Raw genomic sequence first — 13,330 nt, forward strand, 5'->3', positions numbered from 1 at the left:
AAATTAATGAAAAAAATATTTTTAATCTTGACTTTATTTTTTAATGCTTTTGCCTTACAACTAGATGAAATTTCTAGCACTATGCAAAAAAACATTGATGCAAGCTTAAAACTTTTACAAGATAACAAAGAAGACAAAAAACAAGCTGCTAATGGAATTTTTAAACTTTTTGATAGCATAATAGATTATAAACTCATGGCGAAACTCAGTCTTTCGAAAAATTATTCTAAATTAACCCCAAAAGAACAAGAAAAATTTACCACAGCCTTTGAAACAAGTCTTAAAAAAAGTTTTACCGATAAACTCAGTCTTTATAAAGATCAGGTTTTAAAGGTCAAAAATGGTGAGTTAAAAAATGAAAAACGCTATTTTTTAACCACTTCTATGGTAGTAGATGGGGAAGAAAAAAATATCATTTTCAAATTTTACAATGATAATAACAACTGGCTTATTTATGATGTAGATGTTTTAGGTGTGAGTATAGTACAAACTTATAGATCACAATTTGGAGATATTTTAGCCAACCAAGGCTTTGATGCCCTACTTCAAAAACTTGAAAGTATTGTCATAGAATAATGTTTGCAAAGCTTTTAAAGTTTTTTATTTCTCGTCCAAAAAGTACTTTTTTTGGAACGTTGTTTATATGCCTGTTTTTAAGCTTTTTTGCTTTTAAGCTTAGCGTAGATGCAAGTGCTGAAAGTTTACTTTTAGAAGATGATGCAGATTTAAAAACTTTTAGAGAAATTTCAAAACATTATAAAAGTGATAATTTTTTACTTTTAGCCTTCAAACCCTATGATGAAAAACCTTTTTCAAATGAAAATTTAGCCAAATTAAAAAAACTTCATGAAGAATTAGAAAAAGCCCCTTTAGTAGAACGCGTTTTTAGTATCATCAATGCCCCTTTGCTTCAAAGTTCGCAAAATACGGATTTAAAAGAACTTTTAAAAAATATCCCAAATATAGAAAGCCAAGATATAAACCGCACAAAAGCCCAAAATGAAATTTTAAATAGTCCCTTTTATAAAAATAATATCATCTCAAAAGATGGAAAAGTAACAGGGCTTATTATTTACTTAAAGCCTGATACAGTTTATAATAATCTTATAGAAAAACGCGATCTTGCTACCGATGAAAAAGAAAAAGATCAAATTCGTCTTGCCATAAAAGAACATCAAGACAAGCAAAAAGTTATCACGAAACAAAGTCTAGATACTATTAAAAGCATAGTTCGAAATTATGAAAAAAATAAAGATACGCTCTACCTTGGTGGCGTAAGCATGATCGCTGATGATATGATAGCTTATATAAAATCTGATCTTGTGCTTTATGGTGTTTCTCTTGTATTTTTACTAGGACTTGCACTTTATTATTTTTTCCGCTCATGGCGCTTTGTTTTTTTACCTCTTTTTATTTGTTTTATAAGCTTAAGTGCGGCTAGTGGAGTTTTTGCGCTTTTAAATTTTCAAATCACGGTTATTTCATCAAATTACGTTGCTTTGGTTTTAATTATCACCTTAAGTGTAGTTGTTCATTTGATCACGCATTTTATCGAAAGCACCCAAAATCATCCCAAAGCTAAAGTTGAGCGCATAGTGCTTGAAACCTTACTAGCGAAAGCAAATCCTAGCCTTTATGCCATTGTTACAACGATGATAGGATTTTTTTCTTTAATCCTATCAAATATCGAACCTATCATAAAACTTGGCATTATGATGAGTATAGGTATAGGTTTAGCTCTTATCTTTAGTTATTTGTTTTTAGCAAGTATCTTAGTTCTTTTAAAACCAAAAAATTATCATAAAAAAGAGTTTAAATTTAATCTTTTAGCCTTTTGCGCCAAAACCGCTCTTGATCCTAAAAAGCGTCGCATGATTTATGAAATTTCAGTTCTTGCTATAATCTTAGCTTTAATAGGCATTTCAAAACTCAGAGTTGAAAATTCTTTTGTCAATTATTTCAAAGATGGTAGTGAAATCAAAAAAGGACTTTTGGTTATTGATAAAAATCTAGGTGGAACCTTACCTTTAGAAGTGATCATTCGTTTTCCAAATAATAAAAACGATCAAAATGCAAGCGATACTCTTGATAGTTTTGAAAGTGAATTTGAAAATTTAGCCACACAAGAAACTTATTGGTTTGACTCTAAAAAAACACGCATTGCAAAAAAAGTTCATGAATTTTTAGAAAACAAAGAATTTGTAGGTTCGGTTTTAAGTCTTAATAGTCTTTTAACCCTAGGGAAAAATATTAACGATGGAAAAGAGTTGGATGATTTTGCCCTTGCGTTTTTAAATGAAAATTTGCCTGCCAAATTTAAACAAGACTTGCTTTCACCTTTTGTAAGTATAGAAAATAACGAGTTAAGATTTAGCATGCGTATTGTTGATTCTGATCCGAATTTAAGACGTAATGAGTTTTTAATAGATCTTAAAAAACAGCTCAACGAGCTTGTAAAAAATGATGGAGTAGAAGTTCAAATCACAGGCATAATGGTGCTTTATAATAATATGCTCCAAAGTCTTTTTTCATCGCAATTTGATACTCTTATATTTGTAATTTTAGCTATTTTTATACTTTTTATCATTGTTTTTAGAGATTTAAAATTTTCAGTTGCGGCTATATTGGTAAATGTTATTCCTTTAAGTGTGGTTTTTGCTCTTATGGGGCTTTTAGGTATTCCTTTGGATATGATGAGTATTACTATAGCTGCTATTGCTATAGGCATAGGCGTTGATGATGCTATACATTATATTTATCGTTTTAGAGAAGAAATTAAAAACAAAAGCCTAGAAGAAGCCATTATGATTTCTCACCTTAGTATAGGTTCGGCACTTTATTATACTACCATTAGCATAGTTTTAGGTTTTAGTGTTATGATGAGTAGTAATTTCATTCCAACAATTTATTTTGGAATTTTAACCGTTTTTGTAATGATTTTGCTTTTAAGTGGAAGTTTGTTCTTATTACCAAGCTTTTTAATCACTATTTATTCTAAGAAAACCAAGTTTCCAAACCAACATAAAGAGCATATATTAAAACAATAATAGCTATATATTTTAAAAAATTTTTCATTTTTATCCTTTATTTAAAATCTTTAAAATGATTTTTGCAAGCTCTAAAGCTTTAAAACGATGAGAGATATTATTCTTCTCATCCACGCTAAGCTGGGCTAAGGTTTTATCAAAACCCTTTGGAATAAAAAGGCTATCATAACCAAAACCATTTTCACCTTTTTCTGTATCTATTACTTTTCCATGCATGGTTCCATGCGTACTAAATTCCCCCATCAAACCTACCATAGCAATAGCAGCAACATAATATGCCTTACTTTGTTTAAAACCTTTTTTTATCATTTCATTGACAAGTTTATCACGGTTACTTTTATCATCGCCCTTACCGCTAAATCGAGCAGAATAAATTCCTGGATTTCCTTCTAAAACATCTACACAAATGCCACTATCATCACTTAAAGCGATAAAATCTTTTTTTTGCTTTTCATCCAAAGCATTAAAAACCGCTCTTGCTTTAATCAAGGCGTTTTCTTTAAAAGTTTTTCCATTTTCTTCAATCTCAAAAGGCATTAAAACTTCATCAAAAGCATAAATTTCAAAATCTTTTAAAATTTCTTTAAGTTCTAAAACTTTATGTTTATTGCTCGTAGCTAGGATAATCTTCATAACAAAAGCTCCAAAATAATATCAAAAACAAAAATATGATTTTATAAAATTTATCCTTGTGCGTAGCTTTTAAATACAAAATGGTAAAACGATGTTAATCAATGCTTAATCCATTTCATAGTAAAATTATCCTAATTTAAATTTCAAATTTAATAGGAAATTGATAATGCTAAATAATGTCTTACCCTTATCTTTCATAGTTGGAACAAGATTTTTTGGGCTTTTTATAGTTTTGCCAGTTTTAAGCCTTTATGCTTTAAAACTTGAAGGTGCTAATGAATTTTTAGTGGGACTTTTAGTTGGTGTTTACGCCTTAACCCAAATGATTTTACAAATGCCTTTTGGGATTTTAAGTGATAAAATTGGTCGTAAAAAAACCATGCTCATTGGACTGATTATTTTTATAATAGGCTCTTTAATCTGCTCTTTTGCAGAAAATATTTACACCATGCTTTTAGGGAGAATGCTCCAAGGTGCAGGAGCTATTGGAGCAGTAGCTACGGCAATGATAAGTGATTTTATCACAGAAGAAAATCGTGGTAAAGCCATGGCGGTAATGGGTTCTTTTATAGGACTTAGTTTTGCAGCTTCTATGGTAATTTCTCCTTTAATGAGTGCAAAATGGGGTTTATCTAGCCTTTTTGATCTTAGTGCGGCTTTGTCTCTTTTATGTATAATTTTACTTTATACCGTTGTACCTAAAGAAAATAAAATCACTCATGAAAATGAAAAAACTCCTTTTTTTCATCTTATTAAACAAAAAAATTTAGCCCTTATGAATCTTACTAATTTCATGCAAAAAATGCTTATGAGTATAGCATTTTTAAGTATTCCTATTATTCTAGTAAAACATTTAGGCTTTGCTTCTGATAAACTTTGGATTGTTTATAGCGCTTCTATGGTAGCAGGTTTTATCGCTATGGGCTTTGCTGGAAGTTTAGGCGAAAAAAAAGGTTTAGCTAAACAAATTTTACTCTTAGGAATTGTTTTTTTCATACTTTCTTATCTTTTTTTTGCTTTTAGTAATTCTATTGATTTTTTTATCATAGCAGTTGTGATTTTTTTTATAGGTTTTAATTTACACGAACCTATTATGCAAAGTTGTGCATCAAAATTTTGTAAAGTTCATGAAAAAGGTGCAGCATTAGGGTTATTTAATGCTTTTGGATATGGTGGAAGTTTTATAGGTGGTATTATCGGAGGGATATTTTTACATCTAGATACCTTAAATCTTTTAGCTATTATTTTAGTAATTTTAGCTCTAATTTGGCTTGTGGCATTATTTTTCTTAAAAAATCCAGCTGATTTTAAAAACCTTTATCTACCTTTAGAAACGCCTTTAAATTTCAGTACTTTTGGTGAAAATTTAGGGGTTGTAGATATTTATAAAAACTCTAAAAATCTTGTTGTTAAATTTGATAGCAAACTTACAAGTAAAGAAGAATTAGAAGGCAAATTATGAAAAAAATATTATTTTTATTCTGTTCTTTTTTTCTAGCTTTTGCAAAACCAAGTCTAGAGATACCCAAGCTCTCAAAACAAGCAAAACAAAACTTTATTTTAGAAAATGTCAAATTTAATTATAATGGCACAATATATAAAATTTTTATAGCTAAAAACAAGAATGAAAACTCAAATTATAAATATAAAATCATTTATTTACTCGATGGAAATGCCTTTTTTCCTCTTTTTTTAAATCTTTTCAACACTCCTGTCAAAGAAAATCTTTTAATTATTGGAATAGGTTATGATAATAATTTAGCTTTTGATACACAAAAACGCACTAAAGATTATACGCCTACAACAAATTTAAATAAACAAGGTGGAGGTAGTAAAGAATTTAGAAATTTCTTAATAACCCAACTCATCCCTTATATCAACAAAATGTATCCTATTGATTTTAGCCATCAAATTCTCTTTGGACATTCTTTTGGAGGACTTTTTGCCATTGATACACTTCTTTATGATAGTAAGATTTTTAGTCATTATTTTATTATTTCACCTTCTTTATGGTGGGATAATAGTGAGTTTTTACCTAATATCATAAAATTACAAACTTGCCCTAAAATTTACATCGGATTAGGTTCATTGGAAACAAATTCAAGTATTATCAAAGGTGTAGCTAAGCTCAATGCTCAAAAACTTAGCGAAAAAATATCCAAAGAAACTAATTGTAAAACTCATTTTAAACTTTTTAAAAATGAAACTCATGGAAGTGTCATATCTAAAGCTATGCTGTGGATGAAAAAGCTTCTTGATCTTAATTAATCATTGCTTTTATCATCACTTTTGCCTTGCAATCTGCACAGCAATAAAGTGTTTTGATTTTATTCTCATCATTACCAAATTTAGGTTTCATTAAATTGGCTATTTTTTCTACGGCTTTTTTGGTCGCAAATTCTTTACCACATTCTATACAGGCAAAAAGCTCATCTTTTGCCATGGTTTGATATTCAAAATAAGAAGCTCTAAACTCCATTCCACTACGAAATAATTTTAAAGTATCTTTTTCAGCACAACTTAACTCACAATACCCACAAGTCGTACAAAGAGAAGCATTAAATTTCAAAGCATTTTCTTGTTTATCAGCGATTAAAGCTCCTACATTACAGGCACCCACACAAGAAAGACAAAGCGTACAGGTGTTAGGATTGATTTCTACCTTACCATAACGCAACCATTCGCCACTTTCCATACTGCCAAAATCTTCATTTTTTATCATTTCCTGCATTCTTTTGGCAAAATTTTCTCTTGTAGTTAAGGTGTTATTATGAAAATCATATTTTAAATCTTGTATGAATTCTTGCTCTTTTAAAACATTTTGCAATTCTTTTTCATCTTTAGCAACAAAAATAGCTTTTTTTTGAAATTTTCTCTCAAAAAAAGTATTTAAAAGTACAATAGCCTCGTTGCTACCACGAGATACAAAATCCGTATAAAAAACCAAATTTGCTCCACTATTTTGCAAAAGCGTTAAAAAATGCATAGAAGAAAGCCATTTTTCACCCTCTATCATAAAGGGTAAAACATCTTTTGGTAAAGCAAGATTTAAATTTTCTAAAGACATTTTTTTAGGAATGATTAAAATTTTTTTATCTTTATAAAACTCACAAAGGGTAAAGAAACTTTCTCTTGGCATAGGAGCATAATCAAGCGATCCGCTAGGACACACGCTAATACATCCTCCACAACCCAAACAATCCACTTGAGAAAATTCCAAATGTTTGTTTTCATCATCTTTTAAAATCGCCACAGTAGGACAAATTTCAGCACATTTTGCACAATGCTCACTGCGTCTTTCGTGGTATTGACACACACTAGCATTATAGCTAATATAAGTTTTATAATGATATTTTGGACTTTTGCTTTGCAAAAACTCAAACAATACTTCAAGATTTTCAAAATTTAAAAGATTATAACATCCACTTTGTCTTGTAAAATCTTTACGCACAACGCTTAAATCCTCAGCTTTAAAAAGTAAAAAATCAAAATCTATTTCCACTTCTTCGCCTTGATTTTTAACCACAGCACAAAGCTCCCCTACACTTCCAAAAACAGCTAAAATTTCTGCACTGCTTAAAGCAATAACCTTAAATTCATGTTCTTTTAAAAACTCTACAGTTTGAGCGTCACCATCTGCGACAATCAAACGATTTTGCACTTCTTTGCTTTGTTCTAAATCAAGCCCCAAATCATAAACGCTAGCTCTTGCTTCATAAAGCGTTAAAACATTTTTACTTTGCTCTAAAATTTCATCTTGAGAATTTTTAAGATAAAAATTAATCTCAGGGGCATAAATTTGTGCTTTTTGATTTTTATCATTGCAAATTAATGCTTCTTTATCATTTGCCTGATCTAAAATTTCAATAGCATCAGGCAAAGGGATTAAAACATCATTTTTTATATAAACAAAATCTTGCATTGTCTTCCTTAATCTCTTTAAAACATCATTTTATAAATTCTATGTTAAAATAACCAAATATTTTCTTAAGGCTTAAGATGAACAAATTTAGAACTTTTCCACAAATTAACACTCTTATTGAAGATGAGAGTTTAAAATCCTATCCTTTTTATATCAAAGCATTTTTTTGTAAAAAAGTTGTCGCAAAACTAAAAGAAAATTTTTTCCAAGATGAAATTTCTAAAGATAAACTACTTTTAGAAATCAAAAAAGAAATCAAAACTTTTTACCGCAAAGATTTACAAAGTGTGATTAATGCAAGCGGAGTGGTTATACACACAAACCTTGGTAGAAGTGTAATCCATGAAGAACTTTATGAAGCGTGTAAAGATATCATTTGTAATTATTCTAATGTAGAGTTTGATTTAGAAAATGGAAAAAGAGGCTCTCGCTATGCTTTGGTACTAGAAAAACTTAAAATGCTTTTTGAATGTGAAGATGCTTTAGTGGTCAATAACAACGCTGCGGCAGTTTTTTTAGTGCTTAATTCTCTTTGTTATGATAAAGAAGTCATAAGCTCAAGAGGAGAACTTGTAGAAATTGGCGGAAGTTTTCGTGTGCCTGAAGTGATAAAAGCTGCAGGTGTAAAGCTTTGCGAAGTTGGAACTAGTAATAAAACACACTTAAAAGACTATGAACAAGCTATCAATGAAAATACCGCTCTAATTTTAAAAACCCACAAGTCTAATTTCGCTCTTATGGGTTTTCACAGTGAAGTAAATATAAAAGATCTACATGAACTAGCAAAAGAAAAAGAGCTTTTGAGTTATTATGATCTAGGTTCTGGCTGGTGTGAAAATTTAAATGAAAAGCTGATTAAGAATGAACCTAAAATCAGAAAACTCGTGCAAGAATGTGATATTTTAAGTTTTAGCGGAGATAAACTTTTTGGCAGCGTACAAGCGGGCATTATACTTGGAAAAAAAGAACTCATAGAAAAACTTAAACAAAATCAACTTTTAAGAATGCTAAGAGTGGATAAATTAACCCTATCTTTTTTAAACGAAAGCTTAAAAGCTTATTTACAAAAAGATTATGAAAAAATTATTACCTTAAAACTTTTAAATGATGACTTATCCTTTATAGAGAAAAAAGCTTTAAGAGTGCAAAAAGAATTAAAATTTCAAACCCAGCTTAAAAAAAGCAAAAGTTTAGTAGGAGGAGGTTCTATGCCTGATAAAAGTTTAGATACTTATATACTAACTTTTCAAGGAGATGCTTTAAAACTACAAACTCGATTTAGAAAAGAAAATATCATAGGACGCATTGAAAATGATGAATTTGTTCTTGATTTTAGAACTATACGAGAAAATGAACTTCAAAAACTTATTCTTACAATCAATCAAATGGAAAACTTATGAAATCTGTTATTATAGGAACCGCAGGACATATTGATCATGGAAAAACTTCACTCATTAAAGCTTTAAATGGTTTTGAAGGCGATAGTTTAAAAGAAGAACAAGAAAGACAAATCACCATTAATTTAAGTTTTTCAAATCTTAAATTAAAAGATAAAAACATTTCTTTTATCGATGTTCCAGGACATAAAGATTTGGTTAAAACTATGGTAAGTGGAGCTTTTGGCTTTAGTGTTTGTTTATTTGTCGTAGATATTAACGAAGGTTTAAAAGAACAAAGTTTAGAACATTTAGAAATTTTAAAAATTCTTGATATTAAAAATATCATTTTAGTGCTTAGCAAATGTGATCTTTGTGAAAATATAGAGCAAAAAAGTGTAGAAATTTTAGAAGAGTTAAAAAATTTAGATTATCCCATTTTAAAAGTATTTCACACCAGTATAAAAAATAATCAAGGCATAGAAGAATTAAAAAATTATCTTTATACCATAGAAAACAAAGAAAACGATGAAGAACTGATTTTTCATTATTATATCGATAGAGTTTTTTCTCTAAAAGGCATAGGAACTGTCGTTACAGGCAGTCTTAATGAAGGAAGCATCACTTTAAATGAAAAAATCATCTGTTTAGACACTCAAAAAGAACTCATTGTTAAAAATATACAAAACCACGATACTAATTTAGAGCAAATCAAAGCTTGTAACCGTGTGGCTTTAAGTTTAAATTGTGATTATAAAGAGTTGAAAAAAGGTTATTTGCTAAGTAAAAAAGGTTATTTTAAAGCCTTTAAAGAATGTGATGCTTTAGTTAAAGCAAAAAATTTACAAAATAGCAAAATGATTTTTTGTGTAGGTTCAAGACAAATAGAATGCAAAATAAATATATTAAAAAAACTAGAAAATGATGAATTTTTTGTGCATTTTAGTTTTGATAAAAATGTATTTTTAAGTTTTGATGAGGCTTTTATTTTATTACAAAATAATCGTGTTATAGGCGGTGGTAAGGTTTTAAATCCTTTAAGCGAACCTTTAAAAAAAGAACAAAAAAATAAATTTTTAATGTTTTTGAAAAATAAAGATTTTAAAGCAGCTTTTTCTTTCTTAAAAGACGCACATAAATACGGCTTTGGTTTGCTTTCAAGCTATCAGAGATTTAAACTCTCTCATCAAAAAGCATTGAAATTAGCAAAAGAATTAAATCAAGTATTTGTTGATGAAAAAAATCTTAATGTATATCATTTACAAAGCCTAGAAGAAATTAAAAATTTCATCAAATTCATACTTGAAAAAAATCCTTATGCCATGCTTTCAGCACATTCTTTAGCTTTAAGGATTACTTGGGCAAGTGAAAATTTTTGCGAACTTGGGCTTAAAGAAATGTCAAATTTATTGGATTTTCAAAATGGAATTTATTTTAAAAAAGGTATAGATTTTGAAAAACTTCAAGAAAAAAACAATAACCAAATGTATGAAATTTTAAAAAAACAAGGTATTAAACCCGAAGCTCCTTATAATCTTTATGATTTTTTAGAACTTGATAGAAAAAGCGGAGATAATATACTCAAAAAACTTACCCAAAAAGGCTTGGTTGTAAGACTTTCACACAATCTTTTTATAGAAAAACAAGCTCTTGAAAAACTTATGCAAGAATGTTTAAATTTATTAAAAAATCAAAGTCTTGATGTGCAAAGTATGAAAGAATATTTTAATCTTTCAAGAAAATATGCTATTGCTTATTTAGAATACTTAGACAAATTTCCTCAAGTAAGTAAAGAAGCTGAAAAAAGATTTTTAACAAACATTTAGAAAATCATTATAGAATTAAACATAATTTATTTAAAGGATTTATAAACTATGAAAAAATTAAGTTTAATTCTTGTCTGTTCAGCATCTTTGTTTGCTGCAAGTAATTCAGAAATTAGTGATTTTTATTCAAAAAGCATTAAAGCACAATTTCCAAATGCTACCGTTAGTGTATCAAATCGTCAAAAGGTTGGTAATACGGGTTTTGAAAGTGTTATTGTAAGCGTTGAATTAAATGGACAAAAACAAGAAAACATTCTTTTTACAAAAGATAGTCTTATTACCCCTGATCTTATCGACTTGAAAACGGGAATTTCTTATGCTCAAGAATATGAAATGAAAAAATTTCAAGAAGCAAGAGAAAATTTTACAAAAAATGCTAAAGCTGTAGCACAAAAAGAAACCATGGTAATAGCTTTGGGAGATAAAAATAAACCTGCAATTTATGTTTTTTCAGATCCTGAATGCCCTTATTGTAGAGAACATTTAGCTCAAATTGATGATGAACTTAAAAACTATCAAGTTAATTATATTTTAACTCCAGTACATGGAAAATCTGCTTTTGAAAAATCCGCTCTAATCTACAAGGAAGCAAAAAAAGCAAAAAATGATAAAGAAAAAATCGCAATTTTAAACAAATACTATGATGCAAATATCAAAAATTATCCAAAAGTAAGTGATGCAGAATTAAAAGAAGTTTTTTCCTTATATGAAAAATATCGCTCATTAGGTCTTAGCGCTACTCCAACTATTATTAAATAAACCTAATGTCTAAATTTGCTTTAATTTTAAGCTTTTTTATAGCACTCTTTATGAGTGCTTGCACCAATGCAACTTTCACACAAAGCTTTATTCAAACAAGCAATGAAGGCATTTTTATCAGATCACAAAAACAACAAAGTTTTAAAATTTCCTTTCAAAATCCCAGTCAACTTCAAACTACTCTAGATAGAGATTTGGCTTTAAAACTTAAAAATTTAGGCTTAAAAGAAGTAAAAGAGAATGCAGATTATGAAATTTTAATCAATCTTGTAGATATGAAAAAGCATTCTTATGCTCAAAAAATCACAACTTCAGCAAGATTTTTTTATGATTTTGATCCTTTGGAAAGCGATGGAGAATGGATGGTAGAAAACTACTATACTATGCAAGTTAATTTACAAATCAACTCTAAAAATCACAATTCTCAAAAAACAAGTCTTCTTGCAAGAACAGCTTATCTTGGAAATAAAGAACGCTGTCAATTATCTTTAGAAAATAAAATTATAAATCAAATAGTGAGTTTTTTTTATTTTTAAGAAAAGACAATCAAGAGTATAAAAACTCTTGATTTTAAGAATTATTAAGCAAAATAAGGTTTGATTTGTTCTACCCAAGCATCAATTCTTGATTCAGTTTGATCTTCTTGATTATCATTGTCAAGAGCAAGTCCAACAAATTTACCATCTACAACCGCATCGCTTGCTTCAAATGTATAACCATCAGTTGAAACTTCTCCTACCAAATTTGCACCTGCATCTTTTAAATTTTGAGCTAATTTACCCATGCCGCCACAAAAAGTGTCAGAATAACTTTCACTATCACCCATACCAAATACAGCTACAGTTTTTCCACCAAGACTAAGCCCTGAAAAATCAAAACCATCCCAATCATCTTGTAAATCACCACTTCCCCAAGTTGAAGTTCCACAAATTAATTTATCGTAAGAATTCATTTTAGCTGCATCAATATCTGAGATATTAAAAACATCACTAATTCCAAGTTTTGAAGCAATTGTATTAGCCGCTCCTTCTGTATTTCCCATAGCACTACCATAGATTACTGCTACTGACATTATTTTCTCCTTATAATTTGATTTGATATTTTATACGGAACTAATTTTAACATAGTTTTGTTTAAATCACACAAAAAATGTTTTATTTCAATAAAATGTGTGAAATTTTTGTTACGCGGACAAACAATATAAAATTTTTCAAAATTATTTTCTTTTATTAAATTCAATAATTCATAAATTTCATTTTCAATTTCTAAATTATGTGTATTAATCTCTTTGCAAAGTGGCAAAATTGCAAATTTCTTATCTATTATAATAAGATCACCATCTTGATCTATATTTTTTCCATTATTTTGAAAAGAAACCTTATCATAAACATAGGAGCTAAATAAAATTTGCGCATCAAAACAAATGCCATAAAGATAAATTCTTAAAAGTCTTAAAAGATCGACATTCTTAGATATTTTAGTATTAAAAATCAAGCTTTTTCTTTTTTGAAAGTAAAAAGCGTATGTATTAAGCTTGATATTTATATTTTGAATCTTACCAAATGAAACATGCATTATATTATGCAAAAAATTTCCAAATATCATTTTTAAACTCTTGGTATTTTTTGCATATAAAAGAGGAATTTTTAGAGCACTATCAACGCTCGCATTATATTGAGTTAAAAAAGTCAACATAAGCTCTTGATTGTTTAAATAGCGATAAATTTGCGGTATAAATTCTTGCTTATCATCAAATCCAAATAACAT

Annotated in this window: 12 protein-coding genes; 8 read left to right on the forward strand and 4 right to left on the reverse strand. The window is 28.7% G+C overall.

All coding sequences use genetic code 11. The features are described 5' to 3' along the window. The first annotated feature begins 6 nt into the window (after window positions 1–6). Together FBF02_RS06720 and FBF02_RS06725 are read left to right on the forward strand one after the other, a co-directional pair. Window positions 7–576 (forward strand): phospholipid-binding protein MlaC, encoded by a 570-nt coding sequence (locus tag FBF02_RS06720; RefSeq protein WP_002852394.1) that lies wholly within the window; start codon window positions 7–9, stop codon window positions 574–576. Continuing rightward, entirely contained in the window at window positions 576–3,047 is a 2,472-nt protein-coding gene (locus tag FBF02_RS06725) for an RND family transporter (protein WP_002858465.1), read from the forward strand. The genes FBF02_RS06720 and FBF02_RS06725 overlap by 1 nt, the downstream gene beginning before the upstream one ends. A gap of 30 nt (window positions 3,048–3,077) precedes the next feature. On the opposite strand, the gene rdgB is transcribed toward FBF02_RS06725, so the two are convergent. Continuing rightward, window positions 3,078–3,680, reverse strand: coding sequence for an RdgB/HAM1 family non-canonical purine NTP pyrophosphatase (gene rdgB / locus FBF02_RS06730; protein WP_002853680.1), 603 nt, complete (start codon window positions 3,678–3,680; stop codon window positions 3,078–3,080). Between the two features lie 166 nt (window positions 3,681–3,846). Between rdgB and FBF02_RS06735 the strand changes: the two genes are divergently transcribed. Both FBF02_RS06735 and FBF02_RS06740 read left to right on the forward strand, forming a co-directional pair. Further along, entirely contained in the window at window positions 3,847–5,142 is a 1,296-nt protein-coding gene (locus tag FBF02_RS06735; RefSeq protein ID WP_002857990.1) for an MFS transporter, read from the forward strand. Continuing rightward, a complete protein-coding gene (locus tag FBF02_RS06740; protein ID WP_002855690.1) occupies window positions 5,139–5,948 on the forward strand; it encodes an alpha/beta hydrolase in 810 nt (269 codons plus the stop codon). Before FBF02_RS06735 ends, FBF02_RS06740 begins: the two co-directional genes overlap by 4 nt. On the opposite strand, the gene FBF02_RS06745 is transcribed toward FBF02_RS06740, so the two are convergent. Beyond that, the gene (locus FBF02_RS06745) at window positions 5,941–7,602 is read right to left on the reverse strand and encodes a 4Fe-4S dicluster domain-containing protein (RefSeq protein WP_002857979.1); all 1,662 of its coding nucleotides are present in this window, start codon (window positions 7,600–7,602) and stop codon (window positions 5,941–5,943) included. The genes FBF02_RS06740 and FBF02_RS06745 overlap by 8 nt on opposite strands. A 77-nt stretch (window positions 7,603–7,679) precedes the next feature. Between FBF02_RS06745 and selA the strand changes: the two genes are divergently transcribed. Genes selA through FBF02_RS06765 form a run of 4 tightly spaced genes read left to right on the forward strand, consistent with a single transcriptional unit; the run spans window position 7,680 to window position 12,099 of the window. Then, complete coding sequence (gene selA, locus FBF02_RS06750) at window positions 7,680–9,002, forward strand: L-seryl-tRNA(Sec) selenium transferase (RefSeq protein ID WP_002858009.1); 1,323 nt, start codon at window positions 7,680–7,682, stop codon at window positions 9,000–9,002. Then, window positions 8,999–10,804: a selenocysteine-specific translation elongation factor gene (selB, locus tag FBF02_RS06755; RefSeq protein WP_002857930.1), complete on the forward strand. Its 1,806-nt coding sequence runs from the start codon at window positions 8,999–9,001 to the stop codon at window positions 10,802–10,804. The genes selA and selB overlap by 4 nt, the downstream gene beginning before the upstream one ends. A 48-nt stretch (window positions 10,805–10,852) precedes the next feature. Further along, complete coding sequence (locus FBF02_RS06760) at window positions 10,853–11,563, forward strand: DsbA family protein (protein ID WP_002858436.1); 711 nt, start codon at window positions 10,853–10,855, stop codon at window positions 11,561–11,563. A 5-nt stretch (window positions 11,564–11,568) separates the two neighbouring features. Further along, window positions 11,569–12,099 carry a lipoprotein gene (locus FBF02_RS06765; protein ID WP_002858393.1) on the forward strand — a complete coding sequence of 177 codons (531 nt, stop codon included), beginning with the start codon at window positions 11,569–11,571 and terminating at the stop codon, window positions 12,097–12,099. Window positions 12,100–12,143: 44 nt separating this feature from the next. On the opposite strand, the gene fldA is transcribed toward FBF02_RS06765, so the two are convergent. Together fldA and FBF02_RS06775 are read right to left on the reverse strand one after the other, a co-directional pair. Then, window positions 12,144–12,635: a flavodoxin FldA gene (fldA, locus tag FBF02_RS06770; RefSeq protein WP_002855629.1), complete on the reverse strand. Its 492-nt coding sequence runs from the start codon at window positions 12,633–12,635 to the stop codon at window positions 12,144–12,146. Then, window positions 12,635–13,330 (reverse strand): hypothetical protein, encoded by a 696-nt coding sequence (locus tag FBF02_RS06775; RefSeq protein WP_002855633.1) that lies wholly within the window; start codon window positions 13,328–13,330, stop codon window positions 12,635–12,637. Before FBF02_RS06775 ends, fldA begins: the two co-directional genes overlap by 1 nt.

It is taken from the genome of Campylobacter sp. CFSAN093226 (assembly GCF_012897595.1).
Taxonomy (GTDB): Bacteria; Campylobacterota; Campylobacteria; order Campylobacterales; family Campylobacteraceae; genus Campylobacter_D; species Campylobacter_D jejuni.